Annotated in this window: 21 protein-coding genes; 13 read left to right on the top strand and 8 right to left on the bottom strand. The window is 61.0% G+C overall.

Features of this window, described 5'->3' with window-relative positions:
• Positions 1–55: 55 nt before the first annotated feature.
• The 4 genes from ACFC20_RS01795 to ACFC20_RS01780 all read right to left on the bottom strand — a co-directional run bounded on the left by ACFC20_RS01795 (position 56) and on the right by ACFC20_RS01780 (position 7,619).
• Positions 56–1,681 carry a methyl-accepting chemotaxis protein gene (locus tag ACFC20_RS01795; protein WP_375191499.1) on the bottom strand — a complete coding sequence of 542 codons (1,626 nt, stop codon included), beginning with the start codon at positions 1,679–1,681 and terminating at the stop codon, positions 56–58.
• Between the two features lie 194 nt (positions 1,682–1,875).
• Complete coding sequence (locus ACFC20_RS01790; RefSeq protein ID WP_375191498.1) at positions 1,876–5,430, bottom strand: EAL domain-containing protein; 3,555 nt, start codon at positions 5,428–5,430, stop codon at positions 1,876–1,878.
• A 112-nt stretch (positions 5,431–5,542) separates the two neighbouring features.
• Positions 5,543–6,694, bottom strand: coding sequence for a putative sulfate/molybdate transporter (locus ACFC20_RS01785; RefSeq protein ID WP_375191497.1), 1,152 nt, complete (start codon positions 6,692–6,694; stop codon positions 5,543–5,545).
• 40 nt (positions 6,695–6,734) lie between these two features.
• Positions 6,735–7,619 (bottom strand): substrate-binding domain-containing protein, encoded by an 885-nt coding sequence (locus ACFC20_RS01780; RefSeq protein ID WP_375191496.1) that lies wholly within the window; start codon positions 7,617–7,619, stop codon positions 6,735–6,737.
• Positions 7,620–7,736: 117 nt separating this feature from the next.
• Between ACFC20_RS01780 and ACFC20_RS01775 the strand changes: the two genes are divergently transcribed.
• The 7 genes from ACFC20_RS01775 (at position 7,737) to ACFC20_RS01745 (ending at position 13,383) form a co-directional block, all read left to right on the top strand.
• Positions 7,737–8,438, top strand: coding sequence for an ABC transporter permease (locus ACFC20_RS01775; RefSeq protein WP_375191495.1), 702 nt, complete (start codon positions 7,737–7,739; stop codon positions 8,436–8,438).
• Positions 8,435–9,178 carry an ATP-binding cassette domain-containing protein gene (locus ACFC20_RS01770; protein ID WP_375191494.1) on the top strand — a complete coding sequence of 248 codons (744 nt, stop codon included), beginning with the start codon at positions 8,435–8,437 and terminating at the stop codon, positions 9,176–9,178. The genes ACFC20_RS01775 and ACFC20_RS01770 overlap by 4 nt, the downstream gene beginning before the upstream one ends.
• Positions 9,179–9,209: 31 nt before the next feature.
• Positions 9,210–10,016, top strand: a complete 807-nt coding sequence (locus ACFC20_RS01765) for a substrate-binding domain-containing protein (RefSeq protein WP_375183273.1) — start codon at positions 9,210–9,212, stop codon at positions 10,014–10,016.
• A 150-nt stretch (positions 10,017–10,166) separates the two neighbouring features.
• A complete protein-coding gene (locus tag ACFC20_RS01760) occupies positions 10,167–11,036 on the top strand; it encodes a formate dehydrogenase accessory sulfurtransferase FdhD (protein WP_375183274.1) in 870 nt (289 codons plus the stop codon).
• A gap of 12 nt (positions 11,037–11,048) precedes the next feature.
• The gene (gene mobA / locus ACFC20_RS01755; protein ID WP_375183275.1) at positions 11,049–11,636 is read left to right on the top strand and encodes a molybdenum cofactor guanylyltransferase MobA; all 588 of its coding nucleotides are present in this window, start codon (positions 11,049–11,051) and stop codon (positions 11,634–11,636) included.
• Positions 11,633–12,139: a molybdopterin-guanine dinucleotide biosynthesis protein B gene (mobB, locus tag ACFC20_RS01750; RefSeq protein ID WP_375183276.1), complete on the top strand. Its 507-nt coding sequence runs from the start codon at positions 11,633–11,635 to the stop codon at positions 12,137–12,139. Before mobA ends, mobB begins: the two co-directional genes overlap by 4 nt.
• Positions 12,136–13,383 carry a molybdopterin-binding protein gene (locus ACFC20_RS01745; protein WP_375183277.1) on the top strand — a complete coding sequence of 416 codons (1,248 nt, stop codon included), beginning with the start codon at positions 12,136–12,138 and terminating at the stop codon, positions 13,381–13,383. The genes mobB and ACFC20_RS01745 overlap by 4 nt, the downstream gene beginning before the upstream one ends.
• Here the strand turns inward: ACFC20_RS01745 and ACFC20_RS01740 are convergent, their stop codons facing one another.
• The 4 genes from ACFC20_RS01740 to ACFC20_RS01725 are packed head-to-tail and all read right to left on the bottom strand — an operon-like array spanning position 13,384 to position 17,416.
• Positions 13,384–13,860: a DUF6505 family protein gene (locus ACFC20_RS01740; RefSeq protein WP_375183278.1), complete on the bottom strand. Its 477-nt coding sequence runs from the start codon at positions 13,858–13,860 to the stop codon at positions 13,384–13,386. It abuts the gene before it with no gap.
• 10 nt (positions 13,861–13,870) lie between these two features.
• On the bottom strand, positions 13,871–14,575 hold the full coding sequence (locus ACFC20_RS01735; protein WP_375191493.1) for a biotin/lipoate--protein ligase family protein: 705 nt from the start codon (positions 14,573–14,575) through the stop codon (positions 13,871–13,873).
• Positions 14,572–15,417, bottom strand: coding sequence for an Mrp/NBP35 family ATP-binding protein (locus ACFC20_RS01730; RefSeq protein WP_375191492.1), 846 nt, complete (start codon positions 15,415–15,417; stop codon positions 14,572–14,574). The genes ACFC20_RS01735 and ACFC20_RS01730 overlap by 4 nt, the downstream gene beginning before the upstream one ends.
• A gap of 19 nt (positions 15,418–15,436) precedes the next feature.
• Entirely contained in the window at positions 15,437–17,416 is a 1,980-nt protein-coding gene (locus tag ACFC20_RS01725; protein WP_375183513.1) for a 4Fe-4S binding protein, read from the bottom strand.
• Between the two features lie 142 nt (positions 17,417–17,558).
• On the opposite strand from ACFC20_RS01725, the gene ACFC20_RS01720 reads away from it, so the two are divergent.
• The 6 genes from ACFC20_RS01720 to fdh3B all read left to right on the top strand — a co-directional run bounded on the left by ACFC20_RS01720 (position 17,559) and on the right by fdh3B (position 23,345).
• The gene (locus ACFC20_RS01720) at positions 17,559–18,137 is read left to right on the top strand and encodes a DUF3305 domain-containing protein (protein ID WP_375183512.1); all 579 of its coding nucleotides are present in this window, start codon (positions 17,559–17,561) and stop codon (positions 18,135–18,137) included.
• Positions 18,138–18,150: 13 nt separating this feature from the next.
• Positions 18,151–18,792, top strand: coding sequence for a DUF3306 domain-containing protein (locus ACFC20_RS01715; RefSeq protein WP_375191491.1), 642 nt, complete (start codon positions 18,151–18,153; stop codon positions 18,790–18,792).
• A 109-nt stretch (positions 18,793–18,901) separates the two neighbouring features.
• Positions 18,902–19,513 (top strand): molecular chaperone, encoded by a 612-nt coding sequence (locus ACFC20_RS01710; RefSeq protein WP_375191490.1) that lies wholly within the window; start codon positions 18,902–18,904, stop codon positions 19,511–19,513.
• A 39-nt stretch (positions 19,514–19,552) separates the two neighbouring features.
• The gene (locus ACFC20_RS01705; protein WP_375191489.1) at positions 19,553–19,744 is read left to right on the top strand and encodes a twin-arginine translocation signal domain-containing protein; all 192 of its coding nucleotides are present in this window, start codon (positions 19,553–19,555) and stop codon (positions 19,742–19,744) included.
• 91 nt (positions 19,745–19,835) lie between these two features.
• Positions 19,836–22,721, top strand: a complete 2,886-nt coding sequence (locus ACFC20_RS01700) for a formate dehydrogenase subunit alpha (protein ID WP_375191488.1) — start codon at positions 19,836–19,838, stop codon at positions 22,719–22,721.
• Positions 22,722–22,736: 15 nt separating this feature from the next.
• Positions 22,737–23,345 (top strand): formate dehydrogenase FDH3 subunit beta, encoded by a 609-nt coding sequence (fdh3B, locus tag ACFC20_RS01695; protein WP_375191487.1) that lies wholly within the window; start codon positions 22,737–22,739, stop codon positions 23,343–23,345.
• Positions 23,346–23,393 lie beyond the last annotated feature (48 nt).

The following is a 23,393-nucleotide window of genomic DNA, read 5'->3' as shown; positions in this document are numbered from 1 at the left end:
TTTTACATTTTTCCAACGAATCCGGCCCTTCCTGCAATCGCACCTCCGCGCCGAATCACACCACGAACCGGGCTGACATATCCTTCAGGTCCCCGGCAAGACGCGCCAACTCCTCCCCGGAGCTGGATACCTGGCCTATCGAAGCGGCGCTTTGCACGGCCACTTCACTCACACCCGTGATACTGCGATTAATTTCTTCGGACACGGAGCTTTGCTCCTCGGTGGCAGCCGCGATTTGAGTGGTCAGATCGTTGATCCGGACGACGCCCTGGCCGATCGCATCAAGGGCCTGGCGCGCGTGCTCGGCCTGCTGCCGTGCGTCACCCGCCTCGGCCAGGCTGGTTTCAATTGCACTTACGGCCGATGCACTGCCTTCCTGCACCTTTTTCACCGTGGCGGCAATTCGGTCGGTCGATTCCTGGGTTTTCCGGGCGAGCGACCGCACCTCGTCGGCAACCACGGAAAATCCGCGGCCCGCTTCGCCAGCCCTTGCCGCCTCAATAGCCGCGTTCAGTGCCAGCAGGTTGGTCTGGTCGGCAATGCCGGTGATGATGTCGATGACCTCGCCAATATCCAGCGCGTGCCGGTCCAGCTCACGGATCACGTCCGCGGCGGCATTCATGGCCGAAGCCACATCGCTCACGGATTGCTCATTATCACGGATGGTTTGCTGGCCCTTCCCAGTTTCCTGGTTCACGCTGTCTGAAGTAGACGACGCGCCCGCTGCGTGCCGCGCCACCTCCTGGACCGAAGCCACCATCTGGTTCATTGCTGTCGCTGCCTGCTCGGTCTCCCGGCGCTGCTGCTCGATACCCTGAGCGGTTTGCTGCGATACGGTGGACAGCTCCTCAGCCGCGGAAGCGACTTGTACCGAGGCATCTCGCAAGCGACCGAGCATGCCACCAAGCTGCACTCGCAAATCCTCGGCGCTACGGGCCAGTTTGCCGACCTCATCTTCCGAGCCCGTTGTTACAGGTCTGGAAAAATCGCCGGTGGCCATGTGCTGGAGGTCTGTCATGACCACTTTAAGAGGAGCAACAACCGTGCGACGCACCAGCCAGAACAGCAACAATGCAGTCAGGCCTATTGCCAGCACCATGGCCATTATTCCGACTGTCAGCTCGCTCCAGGCATCCGCCATCGTGCGCTCCGCCTTTTCTGTACCACGCTCCTCGATATTTCGCCGAAGGTCCTCAAGCGCATTACGCATGGGTGTCATTAGCCCTTCCAATTCATCGTCAACTCGGTCAGCCTGAAATCCATTGCGATTGAGCCGGTCGCGAGCTGCATGCATAACCTGGGTCATCTCCGAATGAACACGAGCAAGGTTGCTGAGTGAAGCCGATACCTGCGGGTCGTCAAATTGTGTATCCAACTCGCGAATGTTTTTCTTAACGCCGGCCTCGGCCGCTATAAGACGTTGCCAGTAGGCTTCCCGCGCCGAGGGATCCTCTCCCCGGATAAGATAATTTTTCCAGGCTATCGCCTCGGCCGCCGAGCGTCTCTGAAGGTCAGCGGAGTCACCCATCTCCGCCGCTATTTCCTCCTGGATCAGATCGAACTCCCGAACCGCATCCCAGGTTTCGTAGAGCGCGAAACTGGCCGCACACACCAGAAGAAAGACACCTAGCGCAATCGCGCTCAGCAATTTGGCTTCAACACTACGCCGTAAATAACTCATGACCACACCATTTATAGAATTTTTCAATATTTAACGGTTTTTTGATAACCAAAAATTAACAGAGGCGATTCTAGTCACGCAGGGTGTGAGCACAAGTTATTTTGTGTAAATGAAATGAGCCTATGGACAGCCATTCGCCGCCAGGATCCTGTGCTTGGAGTGTGCTAGAAGAAAAGAAATTGATTCGAGATGAATTATTCAGCGTCTTGCTGCAATGACCGGGCGTTCTCCTTGTTTGCCGAAGTAGTGCAAGAGTCTCTTGAAGCCGCCCAACCCGGAATCGCTTCTCCGGGCATCGGTTTGGCAATACCATATCCCTGGCCATAGAGACACCCGATCTCCATCAACCTGGCGCTGTGGTCCGGCGTCTCGACTCCCTCAGCAATAACATCAAGGCCGAACGAGTCGGCAAGGCCCAGTATGCCCTGCACAATGGCAAAATCGTTCGGATCCCGCAGCATGTCGCGCACGAAGCTCATGTCTATCTTAAGCTTCTCAACCGGCAGGCGCCGCAGGTAGGAGAGCGATGAGTACCCGGTGCCGAAGTCATCCAGTGAGAACACAACGCCCAGCGACCGACATTCGTGGATCAGCTCAGAGACGGTTTCAAGGTCCTCCAGTGCCGACGTCTCGACAATCTCCAGCTCCAGCTCTCCGGCCGGCACCGAGGGGTATCGCTCCAGGATGTCCTTCAGGCGACACGCAAAGTGTTTCTGCCGGAGGTGGAAGGAGTTGATGTTCACGCTCACCGGAACCTCAAAACCCTGGTCCCGCCACTCGGCCATTTGCCGCAAAGCCGCACCAAGAACCCACTCGCCCACGCTGACACTCAGTGCGTGATGTTCAATCAAAGGCAGAAACTCACCAGGGGCCACCAGCCCCCGTGCGGGATGCTGCCAGCGAATCAGGGCTTCCAGCCCGATGACTGCCCCGGTTCTCATATTTACCTTGGGCTGGTAAAAGAGCACAAACTCCCCGTTCTGCAGGGCCGCACTTACCTGGCCCACGGATTCGTGGAACTCCCGAACCGCCTTGTCGTTCTCGGTATCAAAGTACTGGTAGCCGTTGCGGCCCTGCTGCTTGGCGGCGTACATGGCCTGGTCTGCCTGGCGCAGTAGCTGGTCGGCGTCCAGGTCGTCCTTCTGGGGATAGAAGGTCAGTCCTATGCTCGCCGTGATGTCCACCTGTCGACCGGACAAGAGTACGTGTCTTGCCACCGCTGCGAGAATCCGCCTGACCACGTCATCGGCGGTTTCCTGCTTCTCGAGTTCCGGCAATACGATGACAAACTCATCGCCACCGAAGCGGGAAAAGGTATCGCTGTCTCGTAGCTCTTCGGAAATACGATGGGTGATGATCCGTAGCAACTGGTCGCCGCTTTCATGGCCCAGGGTGTCGTTCACCTGCTTGAACCCGTCCAGATCAAGAAACAGCACGGCCAGGCGCTTGCGATTGCGCTCGGCCTGGCGCATGGCCTGATCGAGCCGGTCGCCCAGAAGCACCCGGTTGGGCAGCCCGGTGAGTGCGTCGTACCTGGCCATGCTTTCCAGCTGGCGTTGGTAGGTTTTCAACTCGGTGATGTCGCTGATCAGGAAGATGTAGCGCCGCACCGCGCCGCGCTCGCCCCTGATTGCGCTGATTTTCAGGACCAGTTCGACGGCATCGCCGCGCTTGTTGGTCAGCGCGGTTTCTCCCTGCCACTGGCCAAACTGGTCCAGCGCAACGAGCACCGCCTGGCTCAGAAATGCCGTGCCCTGATCGGGAAACAGAGACTCCACTTTGCAGCCCGCGGCCTCATCAATCGGGCAGCCGGTTATCTGGCTGAAGGCGGCATTCACATCCACGATCACAAAGTCCGGGTCGGTCAGGAAAATACCCTCGTCCACGTGGCGGAACACGCTGGCAGTCTCCTGAAGTTTCCGGTCTGACCAGAAGCGCTCCGTGGCAATCGAGATTACCTGGCAGGCACGATTGATAACATCAACCTCCCAGGGCGTTTGTGGGCCACCAACCAGCCGCAGGATCCGAAGGCTCCCCAGCCGAAGCCCCTGGGAATCCCGAACAGGCACCACCTGCCAGGGTCTGCTCGCCAGGGCTGCAATACTCCCTTTACCCACCAGAAGGTAGGAAGCAGGCGGAAAGTAAGTGTTTGCTTCGCAGTCGGGCCCGCCCAGTTCAATCACACAGCGTACCCGGATCATGGATTCAAGGTTGGCCAGGACCGTACGATAGACCTCTTCCAGCGCCCCCCGCCTGGCCAGCTTTTCCAGTGCCTCTCGCCCAAACAGCTCGAGCTCGGACATCCTTCTCTGTTCTGTCACCTCGGTTTCCACCGCAATAAAGCCGGTGATGCCGCCGTTCTCCGCACGCAAGGGCTCACAGTTGATGCGAACCCAGTAGGGCAACCCATCCTTTCCGCGATTGGTTACTTCTTCTTCAAAACTGCGCCTGTCTGCCAGCGCCCGGCGAATTCGTGTTACCGCCTCCTCGTCCGCACCCGCGTTCGCCAGAACGGGGGCGAGCTTGCGGCCCTTCATATCCTCAATGCCGTATCCGGAAATGCGAGTAAACCCCTCGTTAAGCCACTCCACCCGGCCTTCCAGATCGGTAATCACAATGCCGTTGGTTGAACTGTTCAAAGCCGTCGAGAGCCGCCAGATCGGCGCCGTGAGCACCCGACTGAGGATCTGGGAGGCGAGGATACCCAGAAGCAGCAGCACGCCGAGCAGTACCACCAGTTTGAAGGCTGCACCCGCCAGTTGGGCGGCAACAGGGCCCGAGGGTGCCTGAACCACCACCGTGAGTGGCTCACCGTTGTTTACCGACTGAACCATCTGGTAGCGACCCTGCCGTAACGCCTGAACGAACGACAGATTGCCCGGTGGTTCCAGAAAGCGCAGCTCGCCGTCTTTCATGGGCGCAGAGGTTGGCCGAAGCTGGTCTGTCCAGGGCCCACCGTTGCTTGCGACGACCGTTCCGAAGGGATCGAGTATCGCGAAGGCCAGGGAGGAATCGATTCTTGGCCGGGCCACAAAATCTGCAAGAACCTCGTCTGCCGGTCGTTCTGACAGCTCCACATCGGTGGCCAGGTGGTTCAGCAGGCCCGACAGGCGAGCGACCAGAAGGTTCTCCGTGTTTCGCTCATCGTGCTTGCTCGACTGGATGATAGGCAGAGTGCCCGCACCGAGGATGAGCGCCACCAGCGAGTGAAACAGTATGTTCTTGATCTGCTGGCGCCCCAGATAAAACCGGGAAAAACGCCCAAGCCCTATATTGATCAGCAAGACGGCAAGACTGGCCACCAGCACATTGAAAACGGCGTTGATGAACTGCTTCAGGGTAATCAGCCAGGAAGACTCGAACGGCAGGGCAATGATCTGCGTGAGGTACAGCAGGGTGATGGGCATGCCTGCCACAACCCAGAACAGGATATCCGCACTGAGCAGCGACTTGCCTCTGCGGCGGCTCAATCCAAAGACAATCGCCGCTTCCAGAGCGAAGACCAGGCCTGCGTAGGGATGCCCCCACATAAACCAGGTGACCGCTCCACACGCGCCGGCCACCGCCAGTGCCGCGGGCAGGCTCAGAAAAGCGACGGCAATAAAGACAAAAATCGGACCGAAAATGAGATCAACACCGAAGGCGAGGCTCACCGAAAAGATATTGCCCAAACCGGCCAGAAGCGCCAGCACAGGCGCAGCGGCAAAGGTGGCAAGCCGGGCAGAAAACAAACGATTCGCACCGTTCATTGTCCATTACCTCGGTGGGCGGGCATCATCGGCGGGAAGGCTGGAGCAATCGGTTTTCCCGGCTTCTCAATTCATTGTAGTTGACTGGTCAGGAGTTGACGGATTATGCGCCTCAGCCCCTGGAATCCCCGGATTCCCGGGCCTCTGACCCAAGCCCCCGCAGCCACGCCGCGCGGAACGTCTCGGCGGCCACACCGGCGATCAATCCAAAGAACGGATCCGCCCAGAAAGTGACCAGAGCCGTTACGCCAATGACTGGCCAGCAGGACGGTTTGGCAACCCTGAGCCTGCGGGAAAAACCAAGCTCCACCGCTGCAACCAGCAGCAGGGCACCCAGCCCGGCTGCCGGAACCGCAGCAATGAAGGACAGGCCGCCGGGCACCAGCGCTACCAATAACAGACAAGAACCGAGGACCACCGGTGCCAGACCGGAGCGGGCGCCAAAGCGGTAATGGGCTGCAACGCCGCCCGCACCGTGGCACATGGGCAAGGCGCCGAAAGGCGCCAGGCACAGGTTGGCCAGGCCGGTGGTCACGGACAGCCGCGCCGGTGTGGCCCGGTGGCCCTGCTCACCGAAGTAGTCGCCCACCACCAGCGCCGTCAGCACAATGGCATTGGTGACGGTCAGCGCCAGTTGTGGCAGTACGAGCATGGAGAAGCCCTGCTGCCACTCATCCACGGACGGCAGTTGGGGCAGCGGGAAGGGCTGCGAAGACGCCTCAGGCAGCGGCAATCCCGGGGCACCGATCAAAACCCCGATTCCGAGGGCCACGGCGAGCCCTACAAGGGCTGCGGGCCAGGCTGGCAACAGCCTGAGCATAAGGATCAGTACTGCCAGGGTCACCAGACCCGCCATCGGGGAGGTGACGATCAATCCGACGCTCATCCAGGCCAGCAGCAGCCCGAGCCCCAGTTGCAGCCCGCTGAGCACCGAGCCGGGCACCAGCCGTGCAGCCCGGTTGATCCAACCGGTCGATCCCAGCACCAAAAGAATCGCACCAATGAGCACGCCGCCTGCAATCAGGCTGCCGGCACTCATCTGGGTGGTAAGAAGAAGAGCCGCCACGGCTTTCATGGGCTGTACCGGCACGGGCAAACGGTAATACAGCCCTGTGGCAATGTAGAACAGGGCAAAACCCAGCAGTACGGGCACTGGCGCCAGCCCGGCAACGCCAATGGCCCCGAGCGTCAACGGCAGCAGCGTACCTATATCCCCCAGCGCGCCGCTGATCTCGGTGATCAGATTCTTTTTGGTCAACCCCATCAGAGGGCTCCTGCCTTAACGGTCTTTTTATTGTTGTCGTTCAAGCGTTGTACACAACTTTGCCAAGCTCACTTATATCATACCCCCCTAACGCCTCGGCGCGCTGAACAAATCGTTCGCTGCCCACAAACCCCAGCAGGCGCTGCATGGCGGGCTCAAAGTAATGGCGCCGGCGCATGGCCAGATCAAAATGCTCCTGTTGCAGGGGAATGAACGCCAATCCCTGGCGCCGGGCCGCCGCCTCAATACCTATGCCCACATCGGCTTCGCCCTGGCGGATGGCCAGGGCAAGGTCGTCCTCGCTGAGCGATGGATGCACTGCCCAATCCAGTTGCCGGGCATCAATCCGGTGGCGCGCAAGCAGCCCCTGCAGCAAATGGCTCACGCCGGCGTCGGGCTGGCGGTGCGCCAACCGGATACCGGGGCGGGCAATGTCTTCGATCCGGGCCAGTCCGTGGGGGTTGTCCGCCGCCAACAACAGCCCCTGCTGGCGCCTGGCCCAACGAATCAGCACCAGGTCCCGCATACCACTCAGGCCCAGGGTGGCAGGATCGTTGTAGCTCTGGCTGTCCGCGTGCCAGATATGCACGCCCGCCAGCATCGCCCGGCCATCCACCAGCCGCTGGACACCGTCGCCACTGCCCTGGCACAGCAGCGCCAGCTCGGCGCCGCTCTCTTTCACCGCCCACTCCAGCAGCGGATCCTGGCTGCCCGCCAGCACCTGCGGGGTTGGCGAGCTCACGGCGTCGTCGCCCTCCAGGTGGTTCATCAGCCACAGGTCTATACGCTGGCGAGGGAACAACAGCTTACCGGTCACCCGCACGCACGGAATCACGCCCTGGCTGACCAGATCGTACACCTTGCGCTCCTTCAGACGGAGGTACTCGGCGGCTTCAGCCGTGGTGAGGTAGGCGGGAAGGGGCATGGGCTTCTCCTGGGGTCTGCGATAGGCGTATGACTGTTTTTAACTGCATTAATTCCACAACGCTGTGCAAAGCGTAGTGAAAAGCGCCAGGATGCTCAACGGTGAGGAGACGCGGTTGTGGACAATAATAATGCGTTTTATGTAGCACTCTCGCTACTGTTGAATCTAGATTCGTCACTGCTCCAGATTGTGGGACTGTCTTTGCAGGTCTCGCTGATGGCCGTCGTGATTGCAGCTGTGCTGGGGTTTCCCCTGGGCGCGGCCGTGGCGCTTTGGCGATTTCCGGGGCGCGGCGGCGTTGTGGTGGTGCTCAACGCCCTGATGGGTTTGCCGCCAGTCGTTGCCGGCCTGATGGTGTACCTGCTGCTGTCCCGGGCCGGGCCACTGGGCGAGTACGGACTGCTGTTCACACCCGGCGCCATGGTCATCGCCCAGGTGGTGCTGGTACTCCCCATTCTGGCCGCCCTCTCCCGACAGAAAGTGGAAGAGCTTCTGGGAGAATACCGGGAGCAACTGGTGTCTCTTGGCATGTCACGCCTGCGCATGATGCCGACCCTGCTCTGGGATGCCCGCTTCGCCCTGCTGACCATCCTGCTGGCCGGGTTCGGGCGCGCCAGTGCCGAGGTAGGCGCCGTCATGATGGTGGGCGGCAACATCGACGGCATTACCCGGGTGATGACCACCGCCATCGTCCTGGAGACCGGCAAGGGCAACCTGCCCCTGGCCCTGGGGCTGGGCATTGTCCTGCTGACACTGGTTATGCTGATCAACGCCACCGTCTATCTGGTGGGAGAGACGGCAAGGAGGCGCGCAGGATGACCTCTCTCAACGGACTTTTCACCGCGGCCACGGTGCTTTCCCCGGCGCCCGCCCTGCACTTTAACCAGGTAACCTTCAGCCACCAGGAAAAAACGCTGCTGGGCCCCTGCTCGTTTGCGCTCGACGGCACCGGCCCCACCCTGGTCATGGGCCCCAACGGCGCCGGCAAAAGCCTCCTGCTCCGATTGGCTCATGGCCTGCTCACCCCCACCGAGGGTCAGGTATCCTGGTCTACCGGCACCCGCCCGAGGCAGGCCATGGTGTTCCAGCAGCCGGTGCTGCTGCGCCGCTCGGCTATGGCCAATCTGGTGCACGCCCTGGCGGTGAATAACGTAGCGCGCAGAACTCGCACAAAGCTGGTGGCGGAGGCCCTCGAACGGTTCGGTCTCACCGCCCGCGCCCACACCCCCGCACGAGTACTATCCGGTGGGGAGCAGCAGCGGCTGGCCCTGGCCCGCGCCTGGGTGCTTCGCCCGCAGGTCCTGTTCCTGGACGAGCCCACCTCCGCCCTGGATCCGGCGGCCATCAAGGCCGTTGAGGCATCGGTACGGGAATTTCACAACCAGGGTACCCGCATCGTGATGACCACCCACGACCTTCACCAGGCACGACGACTGGCCAGCGATGTGCTGTTCCTCTCCGGCGGACAGGTCCGCGAGCACACACCCGCAGAGACGTTTTTTCAATCGCCGGCCTCCCGCGAAGGGCGGGCCTACCTTTCCGGAGAACTGGTTGACTAGTTCCTTCAAACCGACGACGGGAGAATAAAAGATGAAGAAAGCCCTGAACCTGATACTCGCAGGCCTAACAACCCTGGGATTCGCGCTGAGCGCCCAGGCAGAGGAATACATTACCCTGGCCTCGACCACCTCCACCCAGAATTCAGGTCTCTTCGACGCCATTATTCCCAAATTCAAGGAAGCCACCGGCATTGATGTGCGGGTGGTGGCCGTCGGTACCGGCCAAGCGTTTGAAATTGCGCGGCGTGGCGATGCCGACAGCCTGCTGGTTCACGACACTGCTGGCGAAAAGCGATTTGTCGAGAACGGTTACGCCACGGAGCGCGCCGACGTCATGTACAACGATTTCGTACTGATCGGTCCGTCTGAGGATCCCGCCGGCATCAGCGCCGCACAGAGTGCCGCCGAGGCCTTCGCGGCCATCGCCGAGGCAGAAGCGCCCTTTGCTTCCCGCGGTGATGACAGCGGCACCAACCGGGCCGAACTGCGTCTGTGGGAGAATGCCGGCGTGGAGCCAGGCGGCGACTGGTACCGTGAATTGGGCAGCGGCATGGGCGCCACCCTTAACACGGCCGCCGCCATGGATGCCTACGTGATGTCTGACAGAGCCACCTGGGTGGCCTTCAAGAATCCGCAGAACCTTGAGCTGCTCTATTCCGGCGATCCGGCCATGTTCAACCAGTACGGCAGCCTTGTTCTGTCGAAGGAAAAGCACCCGGGACTCAAGCACGACCTGGCGGAACAATGGCACAACTGGCTGATTTCCGAGGCCGGCCAGCAGGCCATCGCCGGCTTCAAGGTGAACGGACAGCAGTTGTTCTTCCCGAACGCCAAGTAACCATCCCGCCTCGACGAGAGCCCGGCCCCGGCCGGGTTATTTTATGCTTGATCACCCGCTGTTTTTCCCAAACGCCAAATAGGCTAATCTCTGGCAATCTGCGTAGATAACCCACGCTCAAAGACTTCCAGAAATGGCCGCAAAAAAACAATGACGATTGATCCCATACTCCCAGACCCGAAAGACCCCCGACTGTCACGCGCGGTGGAAGGTGTCGACGAAACTGGCCAGCCGAAATCGATCAGCGTGATCGAAGAACGTCCCCTGACCATCTACCTGAACAGCCAGGAAATCGTGACCGCCATGACCATCGGCGACCACCCGGAATACCTGGCACTGGGGTTTCTCCTGAACCAGGGCATGCTGACATCTCGGGATGAGGTCACCGGCATCGACTACGACGAGGAACTGGAAGTGGCGGTAGTCAGAACTGCCGGCACCACCAACGTCGAGGACAAGCTGGAGAAGAAAACACGCACCTCCGGCTGTGCCGTGGGCACGGTGTTTGGAGACATGATGGCCGGCCTGGAGGGGCTGGAACTGCCGGATACTCCGGTACACACCAGCACCTTTTACGATCTGTCGTTCCAGATCAACCACACTCCCAGCCTGTACATGGAGACCGGCGCCATCCACGGCACCGCACTCTGCCAGGGCCGGAAGATCCTGGCCTACATGGAGGATGTCGGGCGCCACAACGCGGTGGACAAGATTGCCGGCTGGATGCACCAGAACGACATTTCGGCCGAAGACAAAGTGCTGTACACCACCGGTCGCCTGACCTCGGAAATGGTGATCAAGACCTCCCTCATGGGCATTCCCACCCTCATCAGCCGCTCAGGGTTCACCGCCTGGGGCGTGGACATTGCCCGCCAGGTGGGGCTGACCCTGATCGGGCGCATGCGTGGCCGGAAGTTCACCTGCCTCAGTGGCCAGCACCGGCTGGTGTACGACCAGGACCTGTCACAGGTGCCCGAAGAGGACAAAAAAATGCGCCGCAAAGGCGCCCGGGACGATTGACGGAGGCGACCTATGACGCAATGCGCGGTGATTCTGGCCGGTGGGCAGGCGACCCGCATGGGCGGTGGCGACAAGGGCCGCCTGATGCTGGGGGACCAGTCGCTGATCGAGCGGGTCATAGCCCGGATCACGCCCCAGGTGGACGCCGTGGTGCTGAACGCCAACGGCGATCTGGCAAGGTTCAGCGACCTGGGATTGCCCGTGGTGCCCGACTCGATCGGGGATTTTCCCGGCCCCCTGGCCGGCGTGCTGGCCGGCATGGACTGGGCTGCCGAACAGGGCTATGAGTGGCTGATCAGCGTGGCCGCCGATACGCCCTCGTTTCCGCTGGACCTGGTTGAACGCCTCGGCCAGGTCGATACACCCATAGCGCTGGCGGCAACGCCCGATCCGGACCGTGGACGTTTGCCCCAGCCCACGTTTGGCCGCTGGCCGGTGGCGCTGCGCCATGATCTGCGGGCGGCCCTGAATGACGGCGTGCGCAAGATCCGCCAGTGGACTCAGGCCAAGGGCGAAACCCTGGTCATTTTCGACGACAACGACTTTTTCAACATCAACACCCCGAACGATCTCGCCTGGGCGGAGCAGAACCTGACGTGAACATCATCGGCATTGTGGGCTGGAAAAATTCCGGCAAGACGACCCTGGCCAGCGCACTCATTCGTGAGCTGTCCCACCGTGGCCTGAAGGTCAGCTCAATCAAACACGCCCATCATCAGGTGGACATCGACCAGCCCGGCACCGACAGCTACAAGCACCGGGAAGCCGGCGCCCGCGAGGTCATCCTCGCCGGTGGTCAGCGCTTTGCCATCATGCACGAGCTGCGGGAGGCCGCCGAACCCTCTCTGGAGGAACTACTGGCCAGGCTGTCACCCTGCGACTGGGTGGTGGTGGAAGGCTACAAGACCCATGGGCATCCGAAAATCGAAGTGCACAGAAAGGACACCTCTCGCACACCGCTGTACCGGGAAGATGCCAACATTATCGCCGTGGCCTCCGATTACGATGCGGATTTCCAGGGACCGTTGTTCGATGTCAATGACATCACCGGCATGGCCGACTTTATTATTGAGAACGTTCCGCCATCAGCGAGAGAGTCATGAAACCCCTTCGCAACGACTGCTTTGCCTTGCCCCCCGGGGTGAACTGGACACCGGTTGAAGAAGCGCTGGAGCGCTTGCACTCGCGCCTGCATCCGGTGGTGGATGTCGACCGCGCTGTGCCCCTATCCGAGGTGAATGGCCGCATTCTGGCGAGCGACGTGCTGGCGCCTCGGGCACATCCTCCCAGCACCAACTCCGCTGTTGACGGCTACGCCCTGGCCGGACCACTGACCGAAGTACCCTGTACTCTGCCGTTAGTCAATGGTCGCAGTGCAGCTGGTGAGCCCTACCAGGGCACGGTTCCGCACGGCCACGCCATTCGCATTCTCACTGGCGCGGTCATGCCGGCAGGCACGGATACCGTGGTTCTGGAGGAGGACTGCGAGGTGGTGGATGGCCAGCTGCAACTGAACGGCACCCTGAAGCAGGGCGCCAATGCGCGGAAGGCTGGTGAGGACATACAGGCTGAAGAGTGCGTCCTTACCGCAGGCACCCGGCTGACGCCCACGCAGATCTCGGTGCTGGCCAGCGTTGGCGTATCTTCGGTGGATGTGTTCAAGCGTTTGCGCGTAGGCGTTCTGTCCACTGGCGATGAAGTCAAACCGGTCGGCGCTGAGGTAACCGACTGGCAAATCTACGACGCCAACCGGCCGATGCTGAGCGGCCTCGTCACCCGGCTGGGCTATGAGCTGGTCGACCTGGGCCACGTGCTGGACCGGGCTGAAGACGTCAGAGCGGCGCTGGCGCGTGGCGCCGAACAGTGCGACCTGATCCTGACCAGCGGCGGGGTCTCGGCCGGCGACGAAGACCATGTATCAAAAACCCTCAAAGCCCATGGCGAGATCAGCAACTGGCGCATCGCCATCAAGCCGGGGCGGCCGCTGGCGCTGGCGATGTTCAAGGGCACCCCGGTGGTGGGCCTGCCCGGCAACCCGGTGGCCGCCTGGGTCTGCGCCCTGCGTTTCGCGGCCCCGGCCATGGCGCTGCTGGCCGGGGGCGAATGGTTTGAACCCCAGGCCTACGTACTGCCCGCCAACTTCTCGAAAAACAAAAAACCCGGGCGCAGCGAAATGTTACGGGCCCGGGTTCGGGATGGCCAGGTAGAGGTGTTTGGCTCGGAAGGCTCCGGCCGGGTAACTGGTCTGGCCTGGTCCGAAGGCCTGGTGGAGCTGGACGAAAGCGCCCGGCAGATCGAGCAGGGCACCCCCGTGCGCTTCATTCCCTACGGCAGCTTTGGCCTGTAATCAGTCCACGCTGCCGTGCACCGCAAAGGCTTCCAGTGAAGCGTCCTGCGGCGCCCGGGAACGATAGGTCTCCTCAACCCCCAGGTCGGTCAGGGTACGGCTGACCATGAGCAGGGTATTGTCCTCGAAGTCCTCACACATGCTGCGCATCTGGTCGATTTCTTCGCAGGCCACCGGGTAGGCGGCCTCGATGTCCGGGGCACCGTAGATCTCCACGAAGGTCTGCGCCAGGGTGTGGCGCAGCCGCTCCAGCTCCGGCTCGGTGATATCGCACACGCCAACAAAGCTGGCGCGACCACCGGATTCAATGCTGTACCAGCCATTGGTAAACGCCTGGCGCGCCTTGCCTTTCAAATCGGCTTCGGTCCAGTTGGAAAACTCGAAGCCGCCGGAAATGGCCCACTCGCCGCTGGGGGCCGGCCGCTCGAAGACGTTCTCATCGGAAATATCCAGTCGCAGGGTTCGGGCCAGTTTCATACGTTTTCTCTCAAAGGTGCTCTGCAAATTCAATCAGACTCACTGTTTCGGTCATCACATCCTGGCGCACCAGCATACGTCCCTTCTCATCCAGCCCCACAAACAGGCCTGTTCTGGGCTGTTCGATGCGTTTGCCGATGGCGTCACAGCGTGGGCGCCATTCGTTGTGCACCCGCTCAAATCCGCTGTCCAGAAAATAGGTCAGCCACAGCAGCGTGTGCTTGGACCAGCTCTCCAGCAGCGCCATCGGCGTTATCTCGACGCAGCCCTCCTCGTACAGGCAGGTCTGATCGGGTGTTTCGCCAGGCTCCCCGCCCGGGTGGGTGAAGGGCACAGCAATGCCGATCACCAGCCAGTTGGGCGTGGCTTTGGGGTCAGACACATCGGCCGCGAACCGGACACTGCCGCACAGCGCCCCGTTCACCTTGATGCGGTCGGGCCAGTCGAACTGCACCGGCACTTCCGGCGGCGCCAGGGCGCCAAGGCTTTCCGCCAGACCAATCTGGGCCACATACACCGCCTGAATGGCCTCTTCCAGAGGGGTCTCGGGCGCCAGCACCAGGGCGGCGCGCAGGGTATCCACCGCTTCGGAGTAAAACACCGTACCGGAATCCACGCCGGCAATGGCGCGGCTGACAGCCTTGTCGAACGGATCCGTGTGCGGCGGCACCACTTCTCCGGTCAGCAACGGGGGAAAACGGGGTGACTCAATCATCGGATGGCCTGGGCGTAGAGTTCAGAACCAACGATTTCATCGGCCAGACGCTGGAATGCCAGCGCCTGTGGGCTCTCGGGCTTGGACACCACGATGGGCACGCCACCATCGGAGCCTATCCGGATGTCCAGATCCAGCGGAATCTCACCGAGGAACGGCGCTCCCAGTTTTTCTGCCTCGGCCCGGGCACCGCCATGGCCAAACGGGTGATGCTCCTTGCCGCAGCCGTCGCAGATAAACGACGCCATGTTCTCCACCAGGCCAAACAGCGGCACGTCCATGCGCTTGAACATATCAATGCCCTTGCGTGCGTCCATCAGGGCAATGTCCTGGGGCGTGGACACTACCACGGCACCCGCCACGAAGAACTTCTGGCTCAGGGTCATCTGTACGTCACCGGTACCGGGCGGCAGATCCACCAGCAGTACGTCCAGTCGCCCCCAGTCCACCTGGTTCATCATCTGCTGCAGCGCGCCCATGAGCATGGGCCCACGCCAGACGATGGCCTCCTCTTCCGAGGTCATCAAACCAAGCGACATCAGGGTGACCCCGTGGTTTCGCAGCGGCAGGATGGTGTGGCCATCCGGGCTCGACGGCCGACCCGACACGCCCAGCATCCTCGGCTGGCTGGGTCCGTAGACGTCGGCGTCCAGCAGCCCCACTTTCAACCCCTTGGACGCCATCGCCACCGCCAGGTTGGAGGAGACAGTGGACTTGCCAACGCCGCCCTTGCCCGAGGCGATGGCGATGATGCGGTCAACGCCCTTTGGATTCTTGTCCTGAGGCCGGGGCGCATCGGTGCCAATCAGGTTACTTTTTCCTACTTCGGTGTACTGGACCATGGAAATTCCTGTCTATCAATCAATTGTCCCGGTAGTCATCACTGGTGCGAACCTTGGGTCTTGCGGCGCCAGCCATGGGCGCTGTGTCGCCATGGAACTGTGCCTTCACCCGGCAGTCGTCACACATCTTGATGAGCTGGACATTATCAGATTTGGTGTACATCCAGTGCTGGTTTTCCAGCTTGGCAACAATCCGGTTGATGGTGCTGGCCACCCCGAACGGCTTGCCACACTGGATGCATTCGAACGGTTCTTCCGCGTGCAGGGCGCGGGCGCTGAGTGCCGCCTTGGACAGATCCAGCTGGGGTTTGAGCGTAATGGCTGTTTCCGGACAGGTGCTTTCGCAGATACCGCACTGCACACAGGCGTTCTCGGTGAACTGCACCTCCGGCCGATCCGGGTGATCACCGAGGGCGCCGGTGGGGCACAGGGACACACAGGCCAGGCACAGGGTGCACTTGTCGGAGTCGATCTCAACCGCGCCGTAGGGCGCGCCCTTGGGCAGAGGAATCGGCTCATTAACCTTTTCCGCCATGGCAGTGGCGGTCACCCGGGTGATATCGCGACGACCGCCAACCAGCAACACCGGCTCGCTGACCCGCCCGGCGTTGTCTCCCGGCGCGGAAAGCTCGATGGCGTCAATGACCCGCACGCGGCTGGGCGAGTTATGGGTACCGGTCAGCATCGCCTGAGCCAGCTCCACTTCGGCCGCCAGCGCCCGCTTGTCCAGTTCATTGTCCGCCAGGATCAGAACCTCCGCGTACCCGGCCCCGAACGCCGCCATGATTTCGGCATGACCAATCCGGTCCACATGCTCAAGGCCAAGCGGAATCAGGTCATCGGCCAGGCCGTCGTCGTAACGGGCCAGGTAGGTGATGGCCTCGGCACCCGCTTCCAGAGTGTGGAACACAAGGCGCGGCGATTCGTGAGTGTGCTCGCGATAGGTCTTTGCCATCACATCCATCACCTTCACCAACGCCTCGTAGGGCGTTTCGTTCATGGTGACGGCGGATGTGGGGCACACGGCCGCGCAGGAACCGCAGCCGGCGCAGATATCGGAATCAATCTGGATGTGATCCCCGGCGGAAAAAATCGCCTCCGTGGGACACACATCGAGACAGCGTGTGCAGCCGGGTTTGTTGGCCCGGGAATGTGCACACAGGGACTCCTCAAGGCGGAAGTACACGGTCTTCTCGAACTCGCCGACCATTTCCCGCGCCGTCAGGGCAATGCGCTCCAGTTCGCCGGATTTGGCAGGATCTGCCCAGAAATAGCCGTTGCGTTTCTCATGGCTCGGGAACGCCGGTGCGCCGCCGCGCAGATCAATGAAGACATCGCATTCGCTACGGGCCGTGGCCTGGGCCGCTGAGTAACCCAGCTCGCCGCGACCGGCCGGGTGAAGCGTCTGCAGGCCGGCAAACTCCAGCTTGAAGTTGCCCAGGGCACCGTAGGCGCTGGTCAACTGCCCCTTGGCCACGTCGTAGGCGGCGGAAGGCAACTGGATGGGGCCGGCGTCGTTGACCACACAGGTCACACCCAGCTCATCCTGCACCAGCCCGGCCATGCGGATGGCCTGCTCGGTCGGGCCCACTATGCAGCAGACCCCACTGGACTGAATGGTTTTCGCCGGCGCCGACGGACCGGGCAACTGGGCCGCTGCCACCAGTGCCGCCTGCTTGGCTTCCAGACGTTTCGGATTGGCGTTGGCGGAACTCCAGCCGGCACGATCCCGGATATCGATAGTGCTCAGCGGCGCCACATGCTGGATCTCCGCGTGGACGTCTTCCGCCAACCGCTCGAACAGCGCCGCCTGCTGGCCGCAGGCAATGAGCACGTCGTTGCGGGCCCCCAGGTGCTCGGCGGCGGTTTTCATATCCTTGCCGCACAGCTGGTCTACCGCAACCACCTGCTCGGCACCGGCAACTGCCTGAAGAACCTCGGAATTGAAGGTCTGGCTTTTGTCACAGGTGCACAACAATAGGGATTTTTTTGGTGTCATCAGGAACTTTACTCTGTTCGTTGTTGTTATACGTATACGACATACTCTCTTAAATTGAGCATGCCACAGGCATCTACTTTCGGACAATTGGATAATTGTTGGAGCCCTGCTAGCTTCTAGCTATAACAAGAAGAGATCCATCATGAGCAGTAGAACCGATCACTGGAAACGCACACTTCAGGTTGGCGCCGTTGTCCGCCGGTCTCCGGGGGTAACCCGCTGGGCCAAAGAAATCTGGAAACCTGTCGCTGTTATCCCCGGGGCACCGGACGCCTTCTGGAAAGAACTGGTCCACGACGGCGAGGTGGTTGACTACCACGCCGGCACGGTCACCATGGAGCTGTTTCGAGCGGATGTCGAGGGCTATCTGGTATCCCTCAACATGAGCGTGCCGTCCGCCTGGGTCATTCTCGATCGGGACGTCACCGGTCAATCCCCCTCAGGCTGGATGCTCAGCACCATTACAGCCAATGCCCACGAGGCGCTGGACTCCCTGGACAGTGGCGAGAGTATCGTCGAATCCGTCCCCATCCCCGAGTCCCTGGCAGCCTGGATCAAGGAATTTATCGACATGCACTACATCGAGGAGCCGTTCAAGAAGCGGCGCCGGGACGAGGTGCGTGTGGATGCGGTGGAAGACGCCAAGGGCGACCCGCGCATCCGACAGGAAAGCGACGTGTTCCGGGCGCCCAACAACATCAAGAAACCCAAAGTGCATTAACGAGGGTGTAGCAATGGTTGAATCCCGTTGGCAGCGCTGGTCCCGTAAAAAGGCCGAAGCCAATAGAAAGGTTGGGCCTACCCCCGCGCCGGCACAGGAACCGGAACCGTCAGCCCCCGCCCCGGACCCGGAGCAGCAGGAGTTGGCCCTTAACGAGACGCTCTCGGAACAGGAGCTGCTGGACAAATACGGGCTGCCTGATCCGGCGTCCATCGAAATCGGTACGGATATCACCGGGTTCATGCGCCGGGAGATTCCCGAGTTTCTGCGTCGCAAGGCATTGCGAAGCCTGTGGAAGTCCAATCCGGTGCTGGCCGTATTGGACGGGCTGAATGACTATGACGAGGATTACACGCTGGCTTCCACGGCCGGACAGACCGTGAGCTCGCTCTATCGGGTCGGTGAGGGCATGGTCGAAAAAGCCAAGAAGGCAGCCGAAGTTGTGGACGAGCCGACCAGCAGTCTGGCGCAGCCGTCAGAGGTCGAGCCTGAACCCGTTAGCGACCAGAGCCCGGAAGCCCAGACCGCACTGGAGGCCGACGATGCCCCGGAGCCGCAGGTTTCTGGCAACCTTCGGGTCACACAGGCGGAACCTGAAGAGACTGAAGAGGCGCCGGAGCCCCGGTTCCGGCCTCGCATGCGTTTTGACTATTAGTGAAATACGATTCAGCTATTGGTAAATATATCGTTGCTTGCTCCACTATTTGCGGTTGTGTACTAAGCTAGTGTGAGAGTGCGCACATAATAATTAGAAGGAAACCGACTTGACTGACACGGCGGAAATCCAGTGCCCTCGTTCGATCACCGAAGAAGATCGCGCCAGGGCTCAAATCTATCAGTTGCTGGGCGTGTTGCTGGCCAACCCGCCGACGGCGGACCTGTTGCAGGGTCTGTCATCCCTCCAGGGTGACGACACGCCCCTGGGCCAGGCTTCGAAGAACCTGGCCGCACTGGCCGAGCGCAGCAACCCTCACGATGTCGAGCGGGAATTCAACAACCTGTTTGTTGGGCTCGGTCGTGGCGAACTGCTGCCCTACGCCAGCTATTACCTTACCGGTTTCCTGAACGAGAAGCCGCTGGCGGAACTGCGAACCGACCTGATGTCCCGGGGCATCAAGGCGCGCAGCGACGTAAAAGAACCCGAAGACCACATCTGCACGCTCTGTGAAATCATGGCCGGCATCATCACCGGCGCCTTTCCCTGTGACAGCGATGTGGCCTCTCAGAAAGCCTTTTTCGATGCCCACCTTGCCAAGTGGGCGGAACTGTTTTTTACCGACTTGGAAGAAGCGCAAAGCGCTGTCTTCTACGCGCCGGTGGGCTCGCTTGGGCGGGCTTTCATGGCAGTGGAAGCGGAGGCCTTTGCAATTCAGTAACCGGGATCGAAGATCCCTTAACCCAGGGGGAGGTGTCCAATGGACAACCCGAAGCGTGAAAACAGCCGTCGCCATTTTCTCAAAATGGCAGCCGTTGCAGCTCCGGCTGCTGTGGCAATGACGGTTGCACCGAACGCCGCAGCCGAGGTGGTCAGGAAAGACGCGCCGAAAAGCCGCGGATTACGTGATACCGAACATACACGTAAGTATTTCGAATCGGCTCGCTTTTAACGGGGGTTTGAGTTGATCAAGGTTGCGAAAGGCCCTTGAGAGACTGAGCTTTCCGGAAAAACGAGAATAATAAAAGAGAGAGGTATGAGACATGTTAAGGAAGAAGACCAACGGGGTAGCGAAAGGCCCCCGTGCAGGCTCCTTGCTTTCTTCACTCGCTGCCAAGACTCTGGACCGTCGTCAGTTCCTGACAACCTCCGGTGTTGCAGTGGGTGGTCTGGCAGCGCTGTCGCTGACATCCGGACGTGTTGAGGCTGCCGCCCCGACCACCGGTGGCGGTGAAGTGGTTGTCAAGAAATCGGTCTGTACACACTGCTCGGTCGGCTGCACGGTAGAAGCCGAAGTCCAGAACGGTGTGTGGACCGGCCAGGAACCCGGCTGGGACAGCCCCTTCAATATGGGCGCCCACTGTGCCAAGGGTGCGTCGGTACGGGAGCACGCCCACGGCGAGCGTCGTCTGAAGACCCCCATGAAGATGGTGAACGGCCAGTGGCAGAAGATTTCCTGGGACACCGCCATCAACGAAATCGGCGACAAGATGCTGCAGATCCGCGAGGAAAGCGGTCCCGATTCCGTGTACTGGCTGGGCAGCGCCAAGTTCAACAACGAACAGGCCTACCTGTTCCGCAAGTTTGCCGCCTACTGGGGCACCAACAACGTCGACCACCAGGCGCGGATCTGTCACTCGACAACCGTTGCCGGCGTAGCCAACACCTGGGGCTACGGTGCGATGACCAACTCGTACAACGACATCCACAATTCCAAGGCCATCTTCCTGATTGGCGGTAACCCGGCAGAAGCCCACCCGGTGTCTCTGCTGCACGTACTGAAGGCCAAGGAAGAAAACAACGCGCCGCTGATTGTGTGCGACCCGCGCTTCACCCGCACCGCCGCCCATGCCGATGAGTTCGTACGCTTCCGTCCGGGCACCGACGTGGCCCTGGTCTGGGGTATCCTCTGGCACATCTTCGAGAACGGCTGGGAAGACAAGGAATTCATTCGCACTCGCGTTTACGGCATGGAAGATATCCGGGCCGAAGTCGCCAAGTGGACTCCGGAAGAGGTAGAGCGTGTCACCGGCGCGCCGGGTGCGCAGCTTGAGCGCGTTGCCCGTACTCTGGTCAACAACCGTCCCGGCACCGTGATCTGGTGCATGGGTGGTACCCAGCACACCAACGGTAACAACAATACCCGCGCCTACTGCGTTCTGCAGCTGGCTCTGGGCAACATGGGCGTCGCCGGCGGCGGCACCAACATCTTCCGTGGTCACGACAACGTACAGGGCGCCACCGACCTGGGTGTGCTCGCCGACACCCTGCCTGGCTACTATGGCCTGGCGGCTGGCTCCTGGGCCCACTGGGCGCGCGTCTGGGAAGAGGATCTCGACTGGCTGAAAGGCCGCTTTGCGGTATGGGACAAGGATGGCAAGTCCCGGGCCATGATGAACGAGAAGGGTATCCCGGTCTCCCGCTGGATCGACGGTGTTCTGGAAGCCAAGGAAAACCTGGAGCAGCCGGACAACACCCGGGCCATGGTTCTGTGGGGCCACGCGCCCAACTCCCAGACCCGGATGACGGAAATGAAGGAAGCCATGGAGAAGCTCGACCTGCTGGTCGTTGTGGACCCCTTCCCCACCGTTTCCGCCGTGCTGCATGATCGTAAAGAGGGCGCGTACCTGCTGCCCACCACGACCCAGTTCGAAACCTACGGTTCCGTGACCGCTTCCAACCGCTCACTGCAGTGGCGGGAAAAAGTGGTTGAGCCGCTGTTTGACTCCAAGGTCGACCACGAGATCATGAAGCTGTTCGCGGACAAGTTCGGTTTCACCGATCGGATGTTCCGCAACATCGCCCTGAACGGCGATGAGCCGTCGATCGAAGACATTACCCGCGAATTCAACAGGGGTATGTGGACCATCGGTTACACCGGCCAGTCGCCAGAGCGTCTGAAGAAGCACATGCAGTACCAGCATCACTTCGACAAGACCACCCTGCGTGCTGTCGGCGGCCCCTGTGACGGTGACTTCTACGGACTGCCATGGCCGTGCTGGGGCACCCCGGAAATGAACCACCCGGGCACCGCCAACCTGTACGATATGTCGCTGCCGGTTTCCGAAGGCGGCCTGACCTTCCGCGCCCGTTTCGGTGTGGAGCACAACGGCCAGAACATCCTGGCAGACGGCGTGTACTCCAAGAACTCCGAGATCAAGGACGGCTACCCCGAGTTCACCATGCAGATGCTGATGGACCTGGGCTGGGATGGCGACCTGACGGCAGAAGAGCGTGCAGTCATTGACGGCATTGCCGGCGCGGAAACCAACTGGAAAACCGATCTGTCCGGTGGCATCCAGCGTGTGGCTATCAAGCACGAATGCGCACCGTTTGGTAACGCCAAGGCACGGGCCATCGTCTGGAACTTCCCGGATCCCGTCCCGCTGCACCGCGAGCCGCTGTACACGCCGCGTCGCGATCTCGTGGCCGACTACCCGACCTACGAGGACAAGACCTTCTGGCGAGTACCAACGCTGTATGAAACCATCCAGCAGAAGGACTTCAGCAAGGAGTTCCCGATCATTCTCACCTCCGGCCGTCTGGTCGAATACGAGGGTGGCGGTGACGAAACCCGTTCGAACCCCTGGCTGGCAGAACTTCAGCAGGAGATGTTCATTGAAGTGAATCCTCGTGATGCCAACAACCTGAACATCCGTGACGGTCACGATGTCTGGGTCCATGGCCCCGAGGGAGCGAAGATCAAGGTCAAGGCCATGATCACGGAACGAGTAGGAGAAGGCGTTGCCTTCATGCCCTTCCACTTCGGCGGGCACTACCAGGGCAAGGACCTGCGGGACAAGTATCCCAAGGGCGCAGACCCCATCGTTCTGGGTGAATCCACCAACACCGTTCAAACATACGGGTACGACTCGGTCACGCAGATGCAAGAGACCAAGGCAACCCTATGTTCGATCATGCCGGCATAAAGAGAGGTGTAGACCATGGCACTTGAAGGACAAGCAAGAGCAAAATTCCTTTGCGACGCCGAGCGCTGCATCGAATGTAATGCCTGCGTGACGGCCTGTAAGAATGAGCACGAAGTTCCCTGGGGTATCAACCGCCGTCGGGTAGTTACCATCGAGGATGGCAAACCCGGTGAACGTTCGATCTCGGTAGCCTGCATGCACTGTTCAGACGCGCCCTGTATGGCCGTCTGCCCGGTGGACTGCTTCTACCAGACCGAAGACGGCATCGTGCTGCACTCCAAGGATCTGTGTATCGGTTGTGGCTATTGCTTCTACGCTTGCCCGTTCGGTGCGCCGCAGTTCCCGCAAGCGGGTAACTTTGGCAGCCGGGGCAAGATGGACAAGTGCACGTTCTGTGCAGGCGGTCCGGAAGAAGACAACTCCACGGTTGAGTTCCAGAAGTACGGGCGCAACCGTATTGCCGAAGGCAAACTGCCGATCTGTGCGGAAATGTGCTCTACCAAAGCCCTGTTGGCCGGTGACGGCAACGAGGTGGCGGACATCTATCGCCAGCGCGTGGTGAACCGCGGTTTCGGTTCCGGCGCCTGGGGATGGGGCACAGCCTACGAGAAGAAGGGCGCATAAACTGGCCCGACCGATTCGGGGCCCTTCGGGGCCCCGTTGTCGGTTACG

The organism is Marinobacter sp., from assembly GCF_041984545.1.
In the GTDB taxonomy this organism is placed as follows: domain Bacteria; phylum Pseudomonadota; class Gammaproteobacteria; order Pseudomonadales; family Oleiphilaceae; genus Marinobacter.
This window is presented reverse-complemented; position numbering and strand designations above follow the sequence as displayed.